Source organism: Bartonella vinsonii subsp. berkhoffii ATCC 51672 (assembly GCF_902825225.1).
Classification (GTDB): Bacteria; Pseudomonadota; Alphaproteobacteria; order Rhizobiales; family Rhizobiaceae; genus Bartonella; species Bartonella berkhoffii.
Genome location: NZ_CADEAK010000012.1, coordinates 14,717 through 36,597 on the forward strand (window position 1 = coordinate 14,717; position 21,881 = coordinate 36,597).

The window sequence follows — 21,881 nt, forward strand, 5'->3', positions numbered from 1 at the left end:
CTTTCGCTTTCCTCTTTTTCTAGTCTTTTCGAAAAATCAAACGACATAAAAAGCCTGTACTAACAGCTACAATCACGGCCACAATACCATATAAGAAACTATATTTGTGAGCAGCGTGAAAAATTGTATAAGCAATATGTGCTTTAACAATTTCAAGAGTTGTGGTTGCACGATCAATAAATTGCCTATCGCGAAAAAGATAAGCACGGACCTGATAATGTCCAACAGGCGTATTAGCTGGCAAACGAAAATGTGCTGTAAAAAGTACACCAGAACCAAAACGCACCCCCCCCACTTCCTCATGATAAAGATTTTTGGTTTTTTGCAATTTTATAAGTTCATCACGAAAAATTTGTACTTTCCGCAAATCTTGTTCATCCGTCTGCAACAACAAATAGGATAATCCTAGCCCCAAGCGTTTATAATCTTCAACGCCAGTAATATCATCAATCTCACGCGTTGTGACCATAGAATAAAAGAGAGGAACATTTTTAAAAGTGAGGGAATCTGCGTTAACCCAAACACCAGCATTCCGCTTTTTTTCCCGCATCACCATAGTACGAGCCGGTCCCTCTAGGCTGACAACAACATCATAACGGCTCTGTTGAGAATATAATGGATCGATATTTTCCAAAACACCAGCAATATAAAGATCACGACCATCAAAATGTGCATCAACCATAATTGTCTTAGTTGTTACGATAATTTGGATAGTTTCGTGATCAAGTTGATCAACAAATACAGCTTTTTTCCCAACATTTGCCCACGTAGAAAAAGGAAACACAAAAAAGCAACCAGTCAAAATGCATAAAGAAAATAATCTACCCATTTTTATCTCATCAGAATATCCAGAGAGAAAAGATTATCGGGGCGTATAAATAATTGAAAAGCAAGACGCATACATACAATCAACACCAAAAATGCAAGTGCCATACGCAAGTGTTCCGCCTTCAACTTACGTCCAGCTCTTGTTCCATACTGTGCCCCAATACTTCCCCCAAGCATCAGCAAAAAAGCCAAAACAATATCAACGGACTGATTACTTACACTTTGTAAAACGGTCGTGAAAGAGGACACAAATGTAATCTGAAAAAGTGAAGTTCCAATCACCACACTGGTCGGAACACGCAAAAGGTAAATCAACGCTGGTATCATAAAAAATCCCCCGCCAATTCCCATAATAGAAGACAATAACCCAACAATAAGACCAATCCCTAAAACTGGAATAATGCTGACATATATCATAGATGTGCGAAAACGCATTTTGAATGGCAACCGATGAATCCAATTATGCCTCCCAGCAAGACGAATATTGACTTTTGGTGCCTTGCGTTGGCGCAGCATATCGCACCAACTTTCAATAATCATCAAACTTCCTACGCTTCCAAGAAGAATCACATAAAGAAGCGAAATCATGAGATCTAATTGTCCCAGTTTTTTCAGAACAGAAAAAATCTGTATCCCGATGAAAGAGCCTATTCCCCCTCCCACTGCTAACAGCAGACCAAGTTTGATATCAAGAGTGCGCCTTCTAAAATGTATAATCGCGCCTGTCACAGATGATGCAATCATCTGATTGGCTCCTGTTCCAACAGCAATAGCAGGAGGAATATTATAAAAAATCAATAAAGGCGTGATGAGAAAACCACCCCCAATGCCAAAAAGACCTGAAAAAAAACCAGCAACCACCCCCATACCAATCAAGATTAGCATGTTGAGTGACATTTCAGCAATTGGTAAATAAATACTCACTTATAGAACCTTCAAGATCATTTGAGGTTTTTAGATAGAAAGCCCCTCTGCAATAATCCTCTTCTTCAATACTCTTTGTCGCATATTTTACAAGATAATTTGAGATGCCATCCATGCTTTTGCAACATGATGTGCACAAAACATCTTATCTCAATGACCCTAAATCATAAAATTTAAAAGAGCACCTCTTAAAAAGTCATAAAAGCATACCGTTATCGCCGCCATAAATGCAACGACTAAAAAACAAGGAAGTATTTTTTTTACAAAAAAACGTAAAAAAGAAAAACACTTCTGAGGCTCTACCTTTAAGGAAGGAAACGATTCACTCTCAATGAAACGACCAGATTCTTGAACATCAGAGTGCATTTCTTCTCTTGCAGAATGCGCCACAAGCTCCATAGGCTCTTTTGAAGAAGGCTTCAGGACATCACTTGATAAAGAGCTTTTGTTCCCTTGTTGCACGATATTTTCAACATTTTTGGGGTTTGGCGTTATGATGTTTTGTTTAGAAAAATTTGCCCCCTCTTGAAGAATCGAGCGTTCTTGATTTTCTTCACACGCCATATGGGCAAGGTGCTGCACAACAGAATCAGGTGATTTTGAACGAGACATACGCCGTGTTATCACTGCTTCTTCTAAGATTTTCTTTTCGCTCTGCAACCCCTGAACAAGCGTTTTAATCTGCTCTAAACACGCAAAAAGCTTTTTTTCTTTTTGACGGCGTATAGAATACTCAGCCAAAATTGCCCGACTAATATCATCCAAGTAAGATTTAAAATGCTCTTCCACAGGACTTTGCGCTATCGAATGACGAGGTGAATGTTTCATTTGCATTTGTGCATAAACAGAGCGTAATTTTTTAGCAATGTCCGACATCGTTACTTCAGTAGACGTTTCCATCCTCTCCTGTTGCTCCACAACAAAAAAAGAAGGTTTGTCATTCTGAACCTGCTTTATAGTATGACTCTTGGTATTCAAAAACGCTATTCCCTCATTGTCTTTACAAATGCTACGCTTTCTTAATTTTTTTGCAAAGAATCGCACAAATGATAGAGAAATCTGCTCTATTTTAGTAAATAGAGCTTTAAGAACTTCTAAAAATATTCAAATAAACCATATTTGATCTTACTTTTCCTAAAGTCTAAATGGAAAAATCATTCCTCTCTTTAGTTTTTTCACCCCTTTGTCCTTACATTAAAGAGCTCTTATGCTCTTATAAACTGTACATGTGGAACGAAAAAAGGCTCTTTTCATTTCACTCTTCGGATACCATTTTCCATCGCTTTTATTTTAAGTTCTTTTAAAACTGTTTTATAAACACTGTTTTATAAACTATGATGAACACATTTATTTCAAATAAAGGCATATTGTTTTTTCTTTTTATTCAAGCGAAGATGAAAATTATTTAAAGTGCACAAAAAACAAAATGAGAGACGCGCAACATTGAGAAAAGGGTATAAACAGATGCAAGAAAGCTTATATAATGAGAAAATCAATGATAAATGAAATTCAATTCTAAACAATTTAGTTTCTTGTGAAGATTACGATAAAGTTGTAATCCAAAAAACAAAGAGGATCATCATGAAGATAATTGTCGCTGTCAAACGTGTGGTTGATTATAATATCAAAATACACGTCAAACCTGATAGCACAGGTGTTGATTTGTCTCACGTAAAAATGTCTATGAACCCTTTTGACGAAATAGCCGTGGAAGAAGCAATTCGCCAAAAAGAATCCGGCAAAATTTCCGAAGTTGTTCTCGTTTCAATTGGGCCAGAAGCAGCACAAAAAACTTTGAGAACAGGACTCGCAATGGGTGCTGATCGTGGCATCCTTGTAACAACGGAAAAAACACTTGAATCCTTAGCAATTGCTAAGATTCTTAAAGCTATTGTTCATGAAGAAAAACCAGATATGGTCTTTTTGGGAAAACAAGCCATTGATGATGATAACAACCAAACCGGACAAATGTTAGCAGCTCTTCTTGGCTGGGGACAAGCAACTTTTGCATCACATTTCAACATAGAAAATGGACATGCAACAGTTACCCGCGAAGTAGATAACGGTACTCAAACCATTCGCCTCCCCCTTCCTATAGTGATGACAGCTGATCTACGCTTAAACGAACCGCGTTATACGTCTCTGCCCAACATCATGAAAGCAAAAAAGAAACCCATCGAACAAAAAGCACTTTCTGATCTTGGTATAGAGACACAATCACGCTTAACAACCTTAAGCGTTGAAGAACCAAAACCCCGTCAACCCGGTGTTAAAATAGCTCATGTAGCAGAACTTGTAAGTGTGCTAAAACAAACAAATTGTATTGAATATACGAAAATCAAATGATTAAAAGCAACACTGCATAAAAAGGTAAAAAGGTATGGCAATTCTTTTATTGGCCGAACAGAATACAGAACAAACCGCAAAAGCACTTACCGCCGCTCACGCAATCAATAACGAAATTGATATTTTGGTTTGTGGAAAAAACGTCCAAGCAATCGCCGAAAGCCATGCGAAACTCACTGGTGTGCGGCAAGTACTTATCGCGGAGGCTGATTATTTAGCCCATCAACTAGCTGAACCTACAGCAGATACAATTGTCAAATTAGCAAAAGATTATGATGTGATCATGGCTGCCTCTACCAGTATCGGCAAAAATGTAATGCCCCGTGTAGCTGCTCTTCTTGATCTTATGCAAATTTCAGACATTATCGCAGTTCTTGCGCCGGATACCTTTAAACGACCCATTTATGCAGGAAACGCTCTCGAAACTGTACGCACCAATGATCCCCAAAAAGTTATAACAGTTCGTACCGCCGCTTTCACACCAACCGCTTCTCACAATGATAATTCTGCTCCCATTCAGACAATAACACCAGCGCCCAATCCCAATCTTTCTTCTTTTGTGAAAGCAGAAACCAACAAAAGCAATCGCCCTGATCTTACTTCAGCACGTGTTATTATATCAGGCGGGCGCGGTCTTGGTTCACAAGAGCAATTTATGGCTCTTCTTCTTCCCCTTGCAAACAAACTAGAAGCGGCTCTGGGTGCCAGCCGCGCAGCCGTTGATGCTGGCTATGCCCCCAATGATTGGCAAATTGGACAAACAGGAAAAATCGTTGCCCCTGAACTTTATATCGCTGTTGGCATTTCCGGTGCAATCCAGCATTTAGCCGGTATCATGGACGCACAAATTATCGTAGCGATTAATAAAGATGCAGAAGCCCCCATCATGCAAATTGCTGACTATGCCCTTGTAGGCGATCTTCACCATATTATTCCTGAACTGGAGAAAGCTTTATAAGCCATGAATCCAGCTTTGCATCAGCAACGTGAAAGTATGGAATTTGACATCGTCATTGTCGGAGCGGGACCCGCAGGACTTTCCGCAGCGATTCGTCTCAAACAGATTCATCCCGAACTTTCTGTCACAATCGTTGAAAAAGGGACGGAAGTTGGTGCACACATTCTATCAGGGGCAGTTGTTGACCCCATTGGCATTGATACACTCTTGCCAGAATGGAGAAATGAACAGGATCATCCCTTCAAAACCCCTGTCACCAGTGATCAATTTTTTTTTCTAAAGCCAAAACACGCCACACTCTTTCCCAATATTTTTCACCCCAAAATCTTATCCAATGACGGATGTTATATCGTTTCGCTCGGTGATGTTTGCCGTTGGCTCAGCAAAAAAGCCGAAGCGCTTGGCGTAGAAATCTATCCTGGTTTTGCCATCTCAGAGACCATCCAAAACGAGAAAGGAGCCATCATCGGTGTTCTTACAGGTGATATGGGCGTTAACAAAGATGGAACTCTTGGGAAAAATTATATGCCCGGTACGGCTTTATTGGCAAAATATATTCTCATCGCAGAAGGCGCACGGGGATCCATTGCCAAACAACTGATACAGAAATTTGATCTTAGCAAAAACCGTGAACCACAAAAATTTGGTCTCGGGTTTAAAGAGCTCTGGGAAGTTGATCCCCAAAAACATAAATCTGGTTTAGTTCAACATTTCACGGGATGGCCCTTAGACGATAATACCGGCGGTGGAGGCTTTCTTTATCATCAGGAAAACAATTTAATTTCTGTAGGCTTTGTTGTCCATTTAGATTATAAAAATCCTTATCTCTCTCCCTTTGAAGAATTTCAACGTTTTAAAACACATCCCAAACTCTATGAAATCTTCAAAGGAGCAAAACGCCTTTCCTATGGTGCACGTGTTATTAGCGAAGGAGGATGGCAATCTGTACCAAAACTGACCTTTCCGGGAGGCGTACTTATTGGCTGTTCTGCCGGTTTTGTCAATGTTCCTCGTATCAAAGGCTCACATAACGCTATCTTATCTGGCATATTAGCAGCCGAGAAGATTGCTATAGCTCTTGCGCAAGGCCGTGCCCATGATGAAGTCAAAGAAATCGAAGAACATTGGCGAAAAGGCCCCATTGGCAAAGATCTTTATAAAGTACGCAATGCCAAACCACTTTGGGCAAAATATGGTACAAAATACGGAATTAAACTTGCCGGCTTTGATATGTGGTGGCAACAGCTTTTTGGCTTTTCTTTATTTAAAACACTCTCCCATGGAAAAGCAGACTATGCATGTCTTGAACCAGCAGAAAAATTTAAACCCATTGCTTATCCAAAACCCGATAGTATCGTCACCTTTGATCACCTTTCCAGTGTTGCACTTTCCAATACACACCATGAGGAAAATCAACCATGTCATTTAAAAATATCTTCATTAGAAAAACAAAAAGACTCTGAATATGCAATTTATGCAGGCCCTTCCACCCGCTATTGTCCAGCTGCTGTCTATGAATGGCTAAACCATCATGATCAAACAACTTATGTTATCAACGCTTCAAACTGTATACACTGTAAAACGTGTGATATCAAAGATCCCAACCAAAATATTCATTGGACCTGTCCACAAGGCAGTGAGGGTCCCTTATATCTAAACATGTAACCATTGTTCAATCCACAAAAATGAGAGTGTACAAAACGCAATCAATAAGAGTGTTTCTCTTCCAAGACCGAACCTCTTTTAAAATCTTCAATGCATGCGTTCTTTCACGCTATAAGACATATTCTCTTATTACTCCCGCAACAAAATACTCTCAACAACCACATGATTTTTATCAAAAGAATCTATAATATGCTGTTCTTAAAGACTTTTTATTTATCAAAAACAAAATAATAATGAAGATATTTTCACTATTCTGTTATAAGATACAAAACAACGCCCCTCCTCCCTATTCCTTTTTCATGCAGTTTTACGTCCTTCAAAACATCCTCAGAAATCTCTTTTAAATGAGAATTGCCCAACACCTCACGCTTTTACTTCTCATTCTTTCTCTCATGAAAAACAGCATGCCAACATTACATTGCTTGTTCACAAACGCACTAAAGACACCTGAGATCTTTCCGCCCTTCTCTTGTCCATAAAAAATATCATGCAAGATACATGAGGAACACCTCATCTCTTACATTTATGAAATGTACAAACCAACGCACCCATTTGGTTTGTACACTTAAAATGTTGTATCTATTCTTATAAGATAATCGATTGATAAGAAGCATATTTTATTCCTTCTTAAACATTTTTATCGATATGTGGATGCCTCTCATGAAGCACAAATCAATATTTTTTATTCTATGACAAGAAGGATTAAAATGAAAAAGGCTTGTTATCTTCAGTGTTCTTATTCAAACCGTAAACGATGTGTTCTTTTTATAAATCAACTTATAACTGTAGAATAAATCCTGAAGATGAATCTGTTTGCTCTTAAAATATCTATAACAGACAATTTGTGAGAGTAACTCTTAACAAATACAGCAATCTTTCTCTCATTGAGATCAAAAAATACGAATCCAACATTTTAATGAGAGAACGAAGCATTCATTTTTTGCAAAGTGGTCTCAAGAGCTGTTATTAAGGCGTCCTTTCCCCCTTGGCGAGAAAAACAGTTCGATAAAAATTCATTTGTTCCACCTTTTGTTGAAAACTCTTTTTCAAGCAATGCAAAATCAAGAGAGGATGGACCATCCGTTGTTGTAATTCTACGCATTTCATCAGTAAGATTCCCAAACATCATCGCAAGAAAATCCGCTGCTTGCTGCTTCTTTATCCCCTGTGTTACAAACCATTGATGTGCTGTTTCTATAAAATTAAAATAAACCCCCATAAGTGAGCCAGCCATCATAAAAAGATTAAACTGCTTTTCTGCTTCTAACACTAACGTACCCCCCAACGCATCAAATAAACAACGTAAAAAGGGATGATCAGGATAAATTGGCGTCAAATTTTTACATTCTGCCACAAAAGGAAGCGGAACAGCACGATAAACCTTATGATTAATCCACTCTTCAACTTCTGCTGCTTTTGCCATAGCAAGTACAGAAACAACAAGATGTTTGGGATGAAAGCGAAGAGAACTTAAAACTTCTTTAGCAACTTGGTTAGGCAAACAAAGAAAAACACAATCACTCACATCCAGCAACGTTTGATTATTTTCAGCAATGATAACCTTATCATACTTGTGCGAAAGATACTCTGCACTTTGTGCGTTACGTGGTGAAATGATAAGAGAAGGAATATCAAAAGCACTTTTCATTAAGCCATCAATCATTGAAGAGCTAATTTTACCTGTTCCCAAAAAGCCAATTTTCATTTCTACTCCTTATCTCTTTTATCATTTCATTCTAAAGGAAACTTCAACCAAAAACACATACATTTTAACGCATTAACTCACATAAATAGTAATTGAAGAAGCAACACATAACATAGCAAGAATAATCAATCCCAAATAGACTTTAGGTTTATCAAAAAGAACCGCAAAAGCAGAAAACCAACCAATGATAGCAGCCGCTAGCGCAAACAAAAAACCTGGTTTGTTCATAAGAACAATATGCATTGCCATCAAACCACCAATAATTAGCGCTCCCAAAACAATCAACAAACCCGTTGCAAATTTTTCATAATCGTCCATATTTCGCTCCTCATAACGCTCAAATTGTGACGCACTGTTTCCTACCCCATCTGTCTATAAAAACAAAATGTTTTCCATCTACCATGGTTAAAATGATGTAGGAACTCTTATTTATCAGAGGTAAAAAAAGCAGGAATATGCTGGGGCCAACGCCACGGCAAAATTGCAATGAGGTCAAAGCGTACACATAAAAGAGCATGATCTTTTTGTCGTGCAAGCCAAATATCGGCTGCTGCCTCAATACGCCTTTCATTCATCCGAGAAACCGCAGCCATTGCTTCTGCCAAGGTTGAACGTGCTTTAACCTCCACGATTAAAACAAGATTTCCACGCCGTGCAATTAAATCAATTTCACCACACTTTGTTTTAAAACGGATTTCAGCAATATGAAATCCTTTAAGTCGCAACCACCAAGCAGCCCATTTTTCGGCACGAATACCTCGATAAAAAGACTTTTGCCTGCACTCTTTTTGCATAAACTTATGCATCCTTTAAAGTTTTAGGCACCCTTCAAAAAATTCAACCGCTGAAAAAGTTCTTGTTTTTTTAAGCCCGTTTTCTTAGCTGCTAAAGCAGCAGCTTGGGCTGCAGAATGTGTACGTGCCAATTCTAATAATATTTCATCAATTTCTTGATTGCTCATCACTTCCAAAGAGGAAAGAGCCTCCCCAACAAGCACAACAATTTCCCCCCGAATATGGTCCTGTTTTCTGTAACTTTCAAACAAATTTCCTAAATTGGAAACATCAACTGTTTCAAATTTTTTTGTTAATTCCCGACATATTGCAGCAGGACGATCATCTGAAAAAACAGAGACCATATCCTGTAAAGTCTCGACAAGACGATGGGGTGATTCATAAAAAACCAACGTTGCTGGAATGGCTTTTAATCGTTCCAAGCGCTTTTGACGCTGAACCTTGCGTGCACTTAAAAAACCTGCAAAGAAAAAACTATCGGTGGGAAGCCCTGTCGTAACAAGAGCAGCTAAAAGAGCCGATGCACCAGGAATCGGAACGATTTTATAACCAACTTTGCGCGCCTCTTCTACCAATCGAAATCCGGGATCAGAAATAAGCGGTGTTCCCGCATCTGAGATAAGCGCCACGCTTTTACTTTCTGCCAAAGCTGCTAATAATTTCGGTCCTGCCCTTTGTGCATTATGTTCATGATAAAGAAACAATTTTTTCTGAATACTGTAGCGTTCCAAGAGAACACGTGTCACCCGCGTATCCTCACAAGCTAAAATATCAACACCTGCTAGCACTTGCAAAGCACGAAGAGTAATATCTTCAAGATTTCCAATAGGTGTTGACACGAGATAAAGCGCTGGTTCTATAACTGGTGCACAATAAGTATGAGCACCTATAAAATATGCTTTTTCAGACATGCTCTTCTTTCATTATCAAAGAACCTTTCTCCATCAGATTTTACTAAAATCTTAAACGTGGGAACATCATCCATTTCTGTCATTTTCTTGCCATCACCAAAAGAGCAATGGCTCCAATAAGCACTCGTACCATAACAAGAGAGCTTACTCCAATATCGAATTTTCTTAGTGTGATAATGCGTTTGTGATCATCATGATAGCTTCTACTAGTAGAATAAATTCCTCCATCTTACACAAGATGCGCCTCTCTCCTCCGCAAAACTTTTGCTTGAAATGACGAGCAATTTTCTATCCATTCAGATTTTAGTCTGGTTCCGTTTTTTTAAAAACACAATGTTCCGGATGATCGCATAAACAGTATTTAAAAATCAGCCTTTTTTACCAATGAAAAAACCATCCCCCAAGCAAATATGACCTGTTTTCTTATAACTTCAGCCTGCACAATTTTTGCATCAACAGAAAGCGTTTACATTACCACATCTTATTTTAGAATATTTTCCACGGCTTTCGCAACAACATGATCAACATCCACAATTTGATATTGAAAAATACTTCCTCGTACCTGAACAAACTCTTTAACCAATTCCTTTCCCTCAGAAAAAAGAGCCCCTTATGTTTTTCTAAATATTGTATCCTTCCCCCTCTTAAGAAAAACGTAAATTTAAAAAAATCTCTTCTTCACTTGATCAACAATCGCACGATAAAGCTTAGCGTGCTCCGCATCAGGTTTAGCAATGAAGATTGGTAGGCCCTCATCTGAAGAAGACCGTAAAGCTGCATCAAGCGGCACTTCTGCTAAAAAAGGGACTCCTCGGCGTTCCGCTTCTGCACGCGTACCACCATGACCAAAAATATCGTAGCGTTTTTGTGTATCAGGAGCAATGAAATAACTCATATTCTCAATAAGTCCTAAAATAGGAACATCCACCTTCATAAACATTTCTACGGCTTTACGTGCATCAACCAAAGCAAGATCCTGCGGAGTAGAAACAATCAAAGCACCCGTCAATGGCACTTGTTGAGCAAGTGTCAATTGTGCATCCCCTGTTCCCGGTGGCATATCAACCACCAAAACATCAAGAGATCCCCATAAAACATCTCTTAGCAATTGTGTCACAGCCGCCATAACCATGGGACCACGCCAGACCACCGGCTTTTCTTCCTCAACCAAAAACCCCATCGACATCAATTTAAGACCGAATTTTTCAAGAGGTTGAAGTTTTTTCCCTTCGATATGTCGTGGTTTTTGGTTAACAAGCCCTGTCAAACGCGGCAAAGAGGGACCATAGATATCTGCATCCATCAACCCCGTTTTGAAACCAGAATCTTGTAAAGCAAGAGCGATATTGATTGCCATTGTAGATTTGCCAACCCCCCCCTTTCCAGAAGCAACAGCAATCACATGCCGAACACCTTCTATTGGCATTTTTACAGGCAATGCATGTGTTCTGCGTTTTGGCGCAAAAAAAACTGTCTCTCTCTGCACCGGAGAAGATACCGTTGGTTTTTTTTCTGCCGTAAGAGTGACAACAACAGATTCGACCCCCTCCATAACACACACCACTTCTTCAGCAGCACGACGCAACGGCTCCCATTCTTGCACACGCCCATCTGGAACTGTAATGGAGAAGAAAACTTTTCCCTGAGCAATCAATATTTCTGAAAGAAGCCCCAAGGAGACAATATCACTTTCAAAATCCGGTCCTTTGATTTTATGTAACGCGTTGCGAATAGTCTCACTTGTGATAGGACTCATACTCTTTCCTCTCTATATAAATTTCAGACAATAGAACAATAAGGACGAACAACACTTCAACTTCATCATCTGAAACTTCTCACTTTATGAGAATGACCATATGTAAACCACCTTATACTCTATCTCTTTTAAAACGCTAAACAAAACTCAAATAAAAAACTCGACTATAAAATCCTCTTAAATGATGATTAACATACGCTCTCTTTACGAATGTTCTAAAGCCTTTAAGAGACAAAACGCACGCAAACTCTTTATGTACAACAAGCACACCTCATCATTACACAATCACAAATTACGATTTTTTCTCCACTTTTTCTATAACGTTGTGAGTATCTACTTGTGTTACAAAAGAAATAATTGTAAAATGCGTTATTGTAATCAGCAATTATTTTCCTTAACTTTTTTTAAGTATGACGAATAAAATCACTTCCTTGAAGGATTTTTTTGTATTTTATAAAGAGAGAGAAAAATAATCTGAGATTGACTTTTTTTATGTTTTTGCCTATGGGTTAGCAATCGTATGATAGGATAAGACTGTTCATCTAGCGCATAGTTTTGCTCATAGAATTTAAGAAGGGCCGCACTCCGCGGTATTTAAATAAATGAAACGTACTTACCAACCATCTAAATTGGTCCGCAAACGCCGCCATGGGTTTCGTGCACGTATGGCGACAACCGGTGGCCGTAAAGTTATCGCCGCAAGGCGTGCTCGTGGGCGTAAGCGGTTATCCGCTTAAGCATTTAAATTAACCATTTAAATTTTCACAAGAGTTGAAGAGTGTTTATCATTTCTTCGTTGTGGGATTTTTATTGTGAACCTCCAGTGCCTGCTTTTGCAGGCATTAGTAAAATTGCGAAAAGCTTTTTATGAAGAAAAAACCTCCCTGTCGCATCCGCAAAAGAGCAGATTTCTTGTCTGTACGCACAGGAGAAAAGCGACGTGGTCCTTTATTTTTGCTGGAAGTTAAGTCTTATAAACAAACAGCAGAAATAAAAACGCCTCTCGCTGCGCGTGTAGGTTTCACGGTGACACGTAAAAACGGTAATGCCGTCAAACGCAATCGTATTAAAAGACGTCTGCGCGAAGCCGTGAGGGTTGGTTTAACAGATAACATGGAAGCAGGAACAGACTATGTCATTGTGGCGCGTCCTGATGCACTTCATGCGCCTTTTACATCTTTGATCAGTGAATTAAATCGACGAATAAAACCAAAAACAAAACATTAGCAACGCCAACACGGGTGTACGAATGGAATATAACCGCAATTTCTTTATCGCCATTGGATTGTCTTTCATAGTGCTTATCGCATGGCAGTTTCTTCACGTTATTCCAAAACAGGCTGAATTACAAAAACAACAAGTCGTTGCGCAGCAATTGTCCAAATCACAATCCGCACTTTCCACTCATACGCCAAATTTCTCTGATGCTGCACCAATGCATAGACCAGCATCTATCATTGACCACAAAATGACTCCTGAAATACGGAAGGTTGTGTTGGCTCAAACAAACCGTATTGCCATCAAAACCAATGAACTAGAAGGCTCCATTAATCTTTTTGGTGCACAATTTGATGACCTTCATCTCAAAAAATACCGTCTGACAGTAGAGAAGAAATCACCAGAAATTGCTTTGCTAAACCCCAAAGGATTTACAACGACCTACTTGGCCGAATTTGGTTTTACAAGTTCATCTTTGTCAGCAGAGGCTTTGCCGCAATCTGATACCCAATGGCAAATAGAAGGAGACAATAAAACGCTAACTCCTTCAACACCCGTCACTTTAATTTATAATAACGGACAAGGACAGATATTCCGTCGTACCCTTTCTGTTGATGATCATTACATGTTCACTATTGAAGATTCTATCAGTAATGAAGGAGATAAACCGATATATCTCTCGTCCTATGCCCGCGTTGCACGTGCAGCTCCACCAGAGCACACAAATGCAACCTATTTACTTCATGAAGGCATGATAGGTATTGCAGGTGATTCACTTAAAACTGAGAAATATAAAACACTAGCAGAACTTGATCCCAATCCTGAGAATGGTCAAAAAAGTATGACTTTTTCTAAAGTAACAGGAGGCTGGATTGGTATTACCGATAAATATTGGGCTGTAGCGGTTATTCCTCAACAAGATAAAGAATATACCAGCCGCTTTATTTATTTTGATCGCTTACAAACGCATTATCAATCTGACTTATTAGGATCACTTCTAACAATTGCTCCCAATGAAACAAAAACTGTTACAAATCGTCTTTTTGCTGGAGCAAAACAAGTTGAAATCATTAACCACTATCAAAATGATCTGAAAATTAAGAAATTCGCTCTTTTAATCGATTGGGGTTGGTTTGATTTCATCACCAAACCAATGTTCTCCCTCATTGATATTCTTTATAAACAAACTGGCAATTTCGGTATTGCTATTCTTCTTGTCACAGTGCTCTTGAAAACGCTTCTCTTCCCGCTAGCAAATAAGTCTTACAAATCTATGGCGCGTATGAAACTTATACAACCAATGTTGCTGGAAATAAAAGATAAATATCCTGATGACAGAACCAAACAACAGCAAGCAATCATAGAATTGTATAAAACACAAAAAATTAATCCTCTTGCCGGTTGTTGGCCAATGTTGGTTCAATTTCCAATATTTTTTGCTCTTTATAAAGTTCTGTATATTACCATTGAAATGCGGCATGCCCCTTTCTTTGGCTGGATTAAAGATTTAGCAGCGCCCGATCCAACGTCCTTTTTTAACCTGTTTGGCTTTTTGCCATACGCAGCTCCAACATTTCTTATGATTGGTGCATGGCCTTTAATCATGGGAATAACAATGTTTTTACAAATGCGTATGAACCCAACACCTCAAGACCAAACACAGGCGATGATCTTCGCGTGGATGCCTGTCATCTTTACCTTTATGCTAGCATCCTTCCCTGTTGGTCTTGTCATTTACTGGGCATGGAACAATATCTTATCGATCATTCAACAAAGTATCATGATGAAACGTCAAGGGATCAAAATTGAGCTTTTTGATAATCTTAAAGCCATATGGAAAAAATCACCCAAAAAAGAAATACATGAATGACAAAATGGTCTTCTCTTTCTGGAATTTTTTCTTGCAATTGGATTTTTATTCGTGGTGTGCCTGCAATACACTTTCTTCCACCAGAAGGACCACCTGAAATTGCATTTGCAGGACGTTCGAATGTTGGGAAATCTTCCCTCATCAACGCACTCGTCCAACAAAAAAACTTAGCGCGGACCTCAAATACACCAGGGCGGACTCAAGAGCTTAATTACTTTGTACCCGATGGTTTTAGTGGACAGGCAGGAGATCTCCCCCCTATTGCACTCGTAGATATGCCAGGCTATGGTTTTGCAAAAGCACCTAAAAATCTGGTTGATGCATGGACGCAACTGATTTTTAGCTATTTACGGGGGCGCACAACCTTAAAACGTGTGTATGTCTTGATTGATTCACGTCATGGAATCAAAAAGAATGATTCTGATGTTCTCGATCTCCTCGATAAAGCAGCCGTTTCTTATCAGATTATTTTAACAAAAAGTGATAAAATAAAATCGAATATCCTTGAAAAATTAACCATAACCACAAAAACACAGCTTCTCAAACGTCCAGCAGCCTATCCTGAACTTCTTGTGACATCTTCAGAAAAAGCATTCGGTTTGGAAGAGTTACGTGCTGCCATTTTGCAAGCAATTGCAGTATAATCTTCTTGTACTTAAGGGTTTATTAAACATAACTGTGAGCTTCTGTTAATAATCTTGTACTTCTTGTAAAGCATCTTTATAAAATTTCCTATCACTTGAAAGAATTCTCATTAACTCTATTTGATAGTGTAGATTATGTTGACACTTTTTCACTCTCCCCTATCCTCTTCCTCGCGCTTCATACGCCTCATTCTTGGAGAATATGGTGTAACCATTCAACTGATTGAAGAACATGAATGGGCTAGAAGACACGAATTTCTTGCACTTAATCCAGCGGGTCAAGTTCCTGTTCTTCTTGATGAACATGAAGTCCCATTATCAGGAGCCTTTGTTATCTATGAATATTTAGATGAAACACACGGGAGTTTACGACAAGAAAATAAGTTCTTTCCAGAAAATCCTTTAGGCCGTGCCGAAGTCCGTCGTCTTAATGACTGGTTTTTAAATAAATTTGAAAATGAAACAATACGCCATATTGTACGGGAAAGAATCTACAAACGTGAAATGCCCCTTGCCATTGGCGGTGGGGCTCCTGATTCACAAATTTTACGCAATGCGCGCGCCAATATTCTTCCTCATATGAACTATCTCGATTGGCTCTGCGCATCTCGCGACTGGTTAGTGGGCTCTGAATTATCCTATGCGGATCTAGCAGCCGCAGCTTCTGTTTCTGTGCTTGATTTTCTGGGAGAAGTTGACTGGGAACAGTCCCCTGCTGCCAAAGACTGGTATATGCGGATGAAATCTCGACCTTCTTTTCGCTCTCTTTTAACAGATCGCGTACGAGGAATTGTTGCCAGTCCTCATTATACAGATCTTGACTTCTAATCACCTCTCTTGACAAAGAGAAGCACTCTTAACATTATAGAGAAATGCTTCTTCATCAATAAAATCTCAATGATGTTACACACACGTATTAGTGTCTTAACTTATGGGGATAATACATCATTTATGAGGTGAATGAGAACCCTGAAGGCAGGAATATTCTCTTATTTTTTCCTCATTTAATTCCATCTTATAATGAATCAGAAAGCGTTTTCTTGTACATCACAAGCAGAATTGGCATATGGATAAAAAGCATTGAAATGCAAAAAACTGTAACAATATTGAAAGCTGGTAAAGAGAAGAAGAGAGCTGTCCTGTTCATCCATGCTACTCAATACATAAAACATATTGCGTAATATCCCATTTTTAACTTCTCTAATGAAAACAAAGATTTCCCCATTCTGCATTTCTATCAACTGAAATCCGATAAATTAAAAAAACAAAATTTTTCTTTTATAGAGAAAAAGAACCATTGGAAAGAAGATAGGAATTTGCCTATACTACAAAAGTCAAATATCATAAGGAGAGAAATATGCGCCTTACAGTTGTTGGTGCGAATGGAAAAATGGGACGTGAGCTCATTACAGCTATCCAGCGTAGAGAAGACATAGAACTAAATTCTGTCCTCGTGCGCAAAGGATCACCTTTTGTAAACAAAGATGCAAGCACACTCATTGGTTCAGACTTTCTTGATATTCGTATTACTGATGATCCCGAAAGCGCGTTTTCTCATACAGAAGGGATTTTAGATTTTTCTCAGCCAGAAGCCAGTCTTCTCTATGCCAATTATGCGGCCCAAAAAGGTCTTGCCCATATTATTGGCACAACGGGATTTAGTAAAACAGAAGAAGCAAAAATTGCAGATTTTGCGAAATATACAACTATTGTGAAATCTGGGAACATGAGCCTTGGAATAAATCTTTTAGCAAATCTTGTAAAGAAAGCTGCACAAACATTAGAATTTGATGATTTTGATATTGAGATTTATGAAATGCATCACTCTGGTAAAGTCGATGCCCCTTCTGGAACAGCTCTTCTTCTTGGGCAAGCAGCCGCTGAAGGTCGCAATGTTATGCTCCAAAATGTGTATGTCAGTAGTCGTAATGGCCATACAGGTAAACGCGAAAAAGGAACGATTGGCTTTGCCTGTTCACGAGGTGGAACAGTTGTTGGCGACCACACTGTTACTTTTGCCGGTCCAAATGAACGTGTTATTCTTTCACATATAGCGCAAGAACGTTCTCTTTTTGCCAATGGTGCCTTAAAAGCAGCCTTATGGGCACAAAACCATAAAAATGGTCTTTATTCAATGCTTGATGTTTTGGGACTAGACGATCATTATCAACAATCCACGTAATGCAGGAAATTCATAATGGAACGCACGCTTGTACTCATTCGTCATGGACAAAGTGAATGGAATCTCAAAAATCTTTTTACCGGTTGGAAAGATCCCGATTTGACAGAACAGGGAAATACAGAAGCAAAAACAGCAGGAAAAAAACTTAAAGAAGCTGGTTTAAAATTTGATATCGCTTATACATCTGCCTTACAGCGTGCACAAAAAACGGCTCAGCACATTTTAGACCAAATGGGACAATCAGATTTAGAACTGATAAAAACTTCGGCATTGAATGAACGGGATTATGGTGATCTCTCTGGTTTGAATAAAGATGAAGTGCGCCAACAATGGGGAGAAAAGCAAGTGCAAATATGGCGTCGCTCCTATGTGATTGCCCCCCCAAATGGTGAAAGCCTACGCGATACTTGTGCTCGCGTTTTACCCTATTATCTTCATCATATTCAGCCGTATATCTTACGTTCTCAAACTGTTTTGATTGCAGCACACGGCAATTCACTTCGTGCTCTTATGATGGCGCTTGAAGGTCTAAATGGTGAAGAAATTATCTCTCAAGAATTAGCGACCGGCATTCCTATTATTTATAGATTTCATTCCGATTCAACAATTGCCTCAAAAACAATCATCACACCCTAAATTTCTAAAATCGTAGTAAGTCCAAAGAATCCAATTCAATCATTTTGCACTATAGAATAAATTCTATAATTTTATTGACAGAGTTGTTTCACAAGCTTAGATGAATTTTATAGCCCAGATGGCGGAATTGGTAGACGCGCAGGTTTCAGGTACCTGTGCCGCAAGGCGTGGAGGTTCGAGTCCTCTTTTGGGCACCATGTTCTTTTTTATCAAAAATTATTGATTTTCCATATGTTTTTTTAAGTGCGGGATGTGTAAACAAAGGTTAGGGAATAGGACCTTCAAACATACTGCTATCAGCTCTTTTGCATCACGTTTTATGAAGGGATTTGTTTAAACACTGAAGATGTCTAAAATATTTGTATTTTCAAAAAATCAAAACCTTTGAAGATCTCTGTTACCGCATTACAATCATACAGACTTAAAACAAACTTGCCTTTGAGAAAGATATACCGTTTTTAAAAATCATCAGAAAAAACGCACCTGAACACGCAACATTCATCAGCCTAAAAGAAGATTAATGCACAAATCATGTTTGTACTCTTTTATTTTTGGAATATAATGAAATAAAGCTCTATCATAAATAGGCATTAGAATATCTCAAACAACAGTAAAAAAATTCAGACACCTTGGTTAGCTTTACCAGATGATGTCATTATAGCTTTGACATCACACATAAATGAAGCAACACGTAAACACGTACCTCCATCCAACTTATCTTGTGAGAGTAAATCAGAAAACACAGTAAAATTCTATGGCATATATGTAGCAGTCATAAACTAGAGTATAAGATACACAAGGCTTATGGATGGCAAAAGTTTATTATGAAAAAATTATACTTTTAACGTTACAGAGAGACATCCCACAAGATTTAAACCAGATCACCCTCTTGAAATTTCATTTGTAGAAGCGGTACGAACAAACTAAGCAATGTCTCGCCCCCATTTTAGTGAAAGAATTCTCATTTTAACACTCCATATCGTAAGCAAAACAAAAAGTGCTTCCCTATAAGGACAGGAAAAACTGTCGAAAATATTATGAATAATAGAATTTTGAAATTTATGAAGCTGTTTAGATGGATGTTTTTCTTTACTTGGATTTGCGTCGTAGTGATGCGGTACAAATTACTTGGAAAGACGGCTAAAGATAATATGATTCACTTAAAAACCGAAAAGAGCCAATTTAAAATAGACTGTTTTTCTTCCCATTTTGCCTGAATGAGCAGGAAAATTCTTAAAATTGGTCCTATTGGAGATGAAACATTTATTTGTGGGAAAAGCGGAAAAAAACTCGTTAAAGAAAGTTTTGGCAACTTATCTCGTGAAGCCTGTAATGCGGCAGAAATAAAAAAACAGCCTATGGATTGAAAAAGTTAGCAGCAACTCGTGCAGAACAATGTTGATGCTACAGTTTCACAAATGAAAGCGCTTTTTGGCTGGACAGCAGATAAAATGGCGTCACTTTATACCAAAACAGCAGAGAGAAAACGGCTAGCAATAGAAGCAATAAAAAAGCTTCAAAAAGGTTGGGGGGGAGACCGAAAAATAATTTAAAAGAATCAAGGGAAGAAAAATCCCTAAGCCTTTGGATAATCTATTGATTTTATTGCGAATGGCGGAGAGGAAGAGATTCGAACTCTCGAGAGCCTTTTGAGCCCTACTCCCTTAGCAGGGGAGCGCCTTCGACCACTCGGCCACCTCTCCAAGGGAGTGCATAAAGGGTATCAACAGAAAGTTCAAGATATTTTCTATGTTTTTCAAAAATATCTAAGATTTTTCTCGTTTATTGATCCAAGAGGACCAAAAGTTAACAAAACAAAAATTGTGTTTTTTTTACCACATTTGTCTGAATAGTACATGAATATCCTTCAAAAAGGTGATTTCATATTTGTATATTTAAAAAAGATCAGTATAGCTAAGATTAAGTATCGCGTATTTTGCCTCTAATAAGTTGAGCAAATAATATTCCTAACGAAGAATAAACAACCTTTCATTGGAGATCCTGTATGAATATTAAATCCCTCTTTTTGAGCTCTACAGCAGCTTTTTTAGCAATTTCTGGAGCACAAGCAGCTCCAAAACCAATTGCAGAACCAGAGCCTGTAGAATATATTCGCGTTTGCGATGCATATGGTAAAGGATATTTCTATATCCCAGGAACAGAGACATGCATGCGTTTGTCAGGAAATGTTCGCGCTGATTTTGTGGGCGGTGATAACGTAGATGCAACAACAGACGCTGAATTAGCTGCGAAAAGAAAAACCTACAGCGCGTCATCACGATTGACTCTTGTTTTCCAAGCTGCTTCTGAAACCGAATTGGGAACACTTCGTTCCTATGCACGAATCTACTCTAACTGGAACAATGGAAGAGACAACGCTGGTGCAAAGCTTGCAGCTGCTTACATTGAACTTGGTGGTTTTCGTATAGGTCTTGATGACACAATCTTTAACAGTTGGACTGGTGGTTATGGAAACGTTCTGAACGATGACAGTATCGCACCAGCAGGTGTAACACGCACAAACTTTATTTCTTACACCTTTAGTGGTGACACCGGATTTTCTGCTATTATCGGAGCTGAAGTAGGCAATGCTGATGGCCCTGACCCTATCAAAAATACATATTATTACATAGATAAAGATGATAAAATCGTTGATGTTCCTGTAGATGGTCTTCCAAGTAAAAGAATAAAGAAATACACTCCCAATATCGTTTTGGGTATGAAGTTTATGCAAAAATGGGGTGGTTTTTCAACAGTGGCAGCTTACGATGCTTATTACAAAAAATGGGCAGCGAAAGTGCGTATGGATTTCAATGTCAACGATCGTTTAAACCTATGGGTCATGGGTGGCTACAAAAATAGCGTCGATTACTATACAAAGGATGAAAACAACGTTCTATCACGGCAGAATACAACGATTTACGCAAACTGGGGAGGCAAATGGGCTGCTTGGGCTGGTGCGACTTACAAGCTTACTCCAAAAGCAGATTTGAACGCTCAAGTTTCTTATAGCGCTGTCAAGACCTTTGCAACTTCTGTAAATATTGCCTACACGTTGGTTCCAGGCTTCGTCATTACACCTGAATTGACTTATGTCTCTTGGAATGATGATCGCACTCTCAAGGGCGCAAATGATGTTGCACATACACATGCTCTGAAAGGAAAAAGTGCTTTACAAGGTATGATTCGCTTCCAGCGCTCATTCTAATCTTCTTAGATTACACTTTTAAAAACTGGCAACACACGTTGCCAGTTTTTTGTTTTGGAAGCTCTCTGTGATAATCATAACACCATCTCATACTATTTATGGACTACTATCCCTGCAAAAAGCTGCTTAATATTCCAAGCAAATGAATCAGATAAAGACTTATAAGTGCCTTCACAAATCTTGCACATTCAATTCAAAGAACACAGATTTTTATCCAAGGTGATTTGTTGTTAAAT

At 38.6% G+C, this 21,881-nt stretch carries 19 protein-coding genes, 2 tRNA genes and 1 pseudogene; 13 read left to right on the forward strand and 9 right to left on the reverse strand.

The features are described from left to right. Nucleotides 1–19 precede the first annotated feature (19 nt). The 3 genes from J7R10_RS06390 to J7R10_RS06400 form a co-directional block, all read right to left on the reverse strand. Nucleotides 20–829, reverse strand: coding sequence for a TIGR02186 family protein (locus J7R10_RS06390; RefSeq protein ID WP_010705523.1), 810 nt, complete (start codon nt 827–829; stop codon nt 20–22). 2 nt (nt 830–831) lie between these two features. Continuing rightward, nucleotides 832–1,752 carry a sulfite exporter TauE/SafE family protein gene (locus J7R10_RS06395; RefSeq protein WP_010705524.1) on the reverse strand — a complete coding sequence of 307 codons (921 nt, stop codon included), beginning with the start codon at nt 1,750–1,752 and terminating at the stop codon, nt 832–834. Nucleotides 1,753–1,911: 159 nt separating this feature from the next. Continuing rightward, nucleotides 1,912–2,730 (reverse strand): hypothetical protein, encoded by an 819-nt coding sequence (locus J7R10_RS06400; protein WP_026501363.1) that lies wholly within the window; start codon nt 2,728–2,730, stop codon nt 1,912–1,914. 603 nt (nt 2,731–3,333) lie between these two features. Here J7R10_RS06400 and J7R10_RS06405 point away from each other — a divergent pair. From J7R10_RS06405 to J7R10_RS06415, 3 genes are read left to right on the forward strand one after another with little or no spacing between them, the layout of a single operon-like run. Next, nucleotides 3,334–4,098 (forward strand): electron transfer flavoprotein subunit beta/FixA family protein, encoded by a 765-nt coding sequence (locus J7R10_RS06405; protein WP_010705526.1) that lies wholly within the window; start codon nt 3,334–3,336, stop codon nt 4,096–4,098. Between the two features lie 34 nt (nt 4,099–4,132). Continuing rightward, nucleotides 4,133–5,056 carry an electron transfer flavoprotein subunit alpha/FixB family protein gene (locus J7R10_RS06410; RefSeq protein WP_010705527.1) on the forward strand — a complete coding sequence of 308 codons (924 nt, stop codon included), beginning with the start codon at nt 4,133–4,135 and terminating at the stop codon, nt 5,054–5,056. A gap of 3 nt (nt 5,057–5,059) precedes the next feature. Next, complete coding sequence (locus J7R10_RS06415) at nt 5,060–6,721, forward strand: electron transfer flavoprotein-ubiquinone oxidoreductase (RefSeq protein ID WP_010705528.1); 1,662 nt, start codon at nt 5,060–5,062, stop codon at nt 6,719–6,721. A gap of 913 nt (nt 6,722–7,634) precedes the next feature. On the opposite strand, the gene J7R10_RS06420 is transcribed toward J7R10_RS06415, so the two are convergent. The 5 genes from J7R10_RS06420 to J7R10_RS06440 all read right to left on the reverse strand — a co-directional run bounded on the left by J7R10_RS06420 (nt 7,635) and on the right by J7R10_RS06440 (nt 11,887). Next, nucleotides 7,635–8,426, reverse strand: coding sequence for a pyrroline-5-carboxylate reductase (locus J7R10_RS06420; protein ID WP_010705529.1), 792 nt, complete (start codon nt 8,424–8,426; stop codon nt 7,635–7,637). Between the two features lie 72 nt (nt 8,427–8,498). Then, nucleotides 8,499–8,744 carry a hypothetical protein gene (locus J7R10_RS06425; protein ID WP_010705530.1) on the reverse strand — a complete coding sequence of 82 codons (246 nt, stop codon included), beginning with the start codon at nt 8,742–8,744 and terminating at the stop codon, nt 8,499–8,501. A gap of 107 nt (nt 8,745–8,851) precedes the next feature. Continuing rightward, complete coding sequence (locus J7R10_RS06430) at nt 8,852–9,220, reverse strand: YraN family protein (protein WP_010705531.1); 369 nt, start codon at nt 9,218–9,220, stop codon at nt 8,852–8,854. Nucleotides 9,221–9,243: 23 nt separating this feature from the next. Next, nucleotides 9,244–10,131: a 16S rRNA (cytidine(1402)-2'-O)-methyltransferase gene (gene rsmI, locus J7R10_RS06435; RefSeq protein WP_010705532.1), complete on the reverse strand. Its 888-nt coding sequence runs from the start codon at nt 10,129–10,131 to the stop codon at nt 9,244–9,246. Between the two features lie 661 nt (nt 10,132–10,792). After that, entirely contained in the window at nt 10,793–11,887 is a 1,095-nt protein-coding gene (locus tag J7R10_RS06440; RefSeq protein ID WP_010705533.1) for an Mrp/NBP35 family ATP-binding protein, read from the reverse strand. 602 nt (nt 11,888–12,489) lie between these two features. Between J7R10_RS06440 and rpmH the strand changes: the two genes are divergently transcribed. From rpmH to J7R10_RS06485, 9 genes and pseudogenes are all read left to right on the forward strand, one after another. Then, complete coding sequence (rpmH, locus tag J7R10_RS06445) at nt 12,490–12,624, forward strand: 50S ribosomal protein L34 (RefSeq protein ID WP_026501365.1); 135 nt, start codon at nt 12,490–12,492, stop codon at nt 12,622–12,624. Between the two features lie 130 nt (nt 12,625–12,754). Then, the gene (rnpA, locus tag J7R10_RS06450) at nt 12,755–13,114 is read left to right on the forward strand and encodes a ribonuclease P protein component (protein ID WP_010705534.1); all 360 of its coding nucleotides are present in this window, start codon (nt 12,755–12,757) and stop codon (nt 13,112–13,114) included. Between the two features lie 22 nt (nt 13,115–13,136). Then, nucleotides 13,137–14,975, forward strand: a complete 1,839-nt coding sequence (yidC, locus tag J7R10_RS06455) for a membrane protein insertase YidC (RefSeq protein WP_010705535.1) — start codon at nt 13,137–13,139, stop codon at nt 14,973–14,975. Beyond that, complete coding sequence (gene yihA, locus J7R10_RS06460) at nt 14,972–15,619, forward strand: ribosome biogenesis GTP-binding protein YihA/YsxC (RefSeq protein ID WP_010705536.1); 648 nt, start codon at nt 14,972–14,974, stop codon at nt 15,617–15,619. The genes yidC and yihA overlap by 4 nt, the downstream gene beginning before the upstream one ends. A 135-nt stretch (nt 15,620–15,754) precedes the next feature. Beyond that, nucleotides 15,755–16,447, forward strand: coding sequence for a glutathione S-transferase family protein (locus tag J7R10_RS06465; RefSeq protein ID WP_010705537.1), 693 nt, complete (start codon nt 15,755–15,757; stop codon nt 16,445–16,447). Between the two features lie 529 nt (nt 16,448–16,976). After that, nucleotides 16,977–17,801 carry a 4-hydroxy-tetrahydrodipicolinate reductase gene (dapB, locus tag J7R10_RS06470; RefSeq protein WP_010705538.1) on the forward strand — a complete coding sequence of 275 codons (825 nt, stop codon included), beginning with the start codon at nt 16,977–16,979 and terminating at the stop codon, nt 17,799–17,801. A 15-nt stretch (nt 17,802–17,816) separates the two neighbouring features. Further along, nucleotides 17,817–18,437: a 2,3-bisphosphoglycerate-dependent phosphoglycerate mutase gene (locus J7R10_RS06475; protein WP_010705539.1), complete on the forward strand. Its 621-nt coding sequence runs from the start codon at nt 17,817–17,819 to the stop codon at nt 18,435–18,437. Nucleotides 18,438–18,549: 112 nt separating this feature from the next. Further along, nucleotides 18,550–18,634, forward strand: a tRNA-Leu gene (locus tag J7R10_RS06480). Nucleotides 18,635–19,512: 878 nt separating this feature from the next. Continuing rightward, a pseudogene (locus J7R10_RS06485) lies at nt 19,513–19,990 on the forward strand (site-specific integrase); the annotation flags it as partial. 59 nt (nt 19,991–20,049) lie between these two features. Here J7R10_RS06485 and J7R10_RS06490 read toward each other — a convergent pair. Beyond that, a tRNA-Ser gene (locus J7R10_RS06490) sits at nt 20,050–20,140 on the reverse strand. 302 nt (nt 20,141–20,442) lie between these two features. On the opposite strand from J7R10_RS06490, the gene J7R10_RS06495 reads away from it, so the two are divergent. Then, nucleotides 20,443–21,645: a porin gene (locus tag J7R10_RS06495; protein WP_010705540.1), complete on the forward strand. Its 1,203-nt coding sequence runs from the start codon at nt 20,443–20,445 to the stop codon at nt 21,643–21,645. The last annotated feature ends 236 nt before the right edge of the window (nt 21,646–21,881 follow it).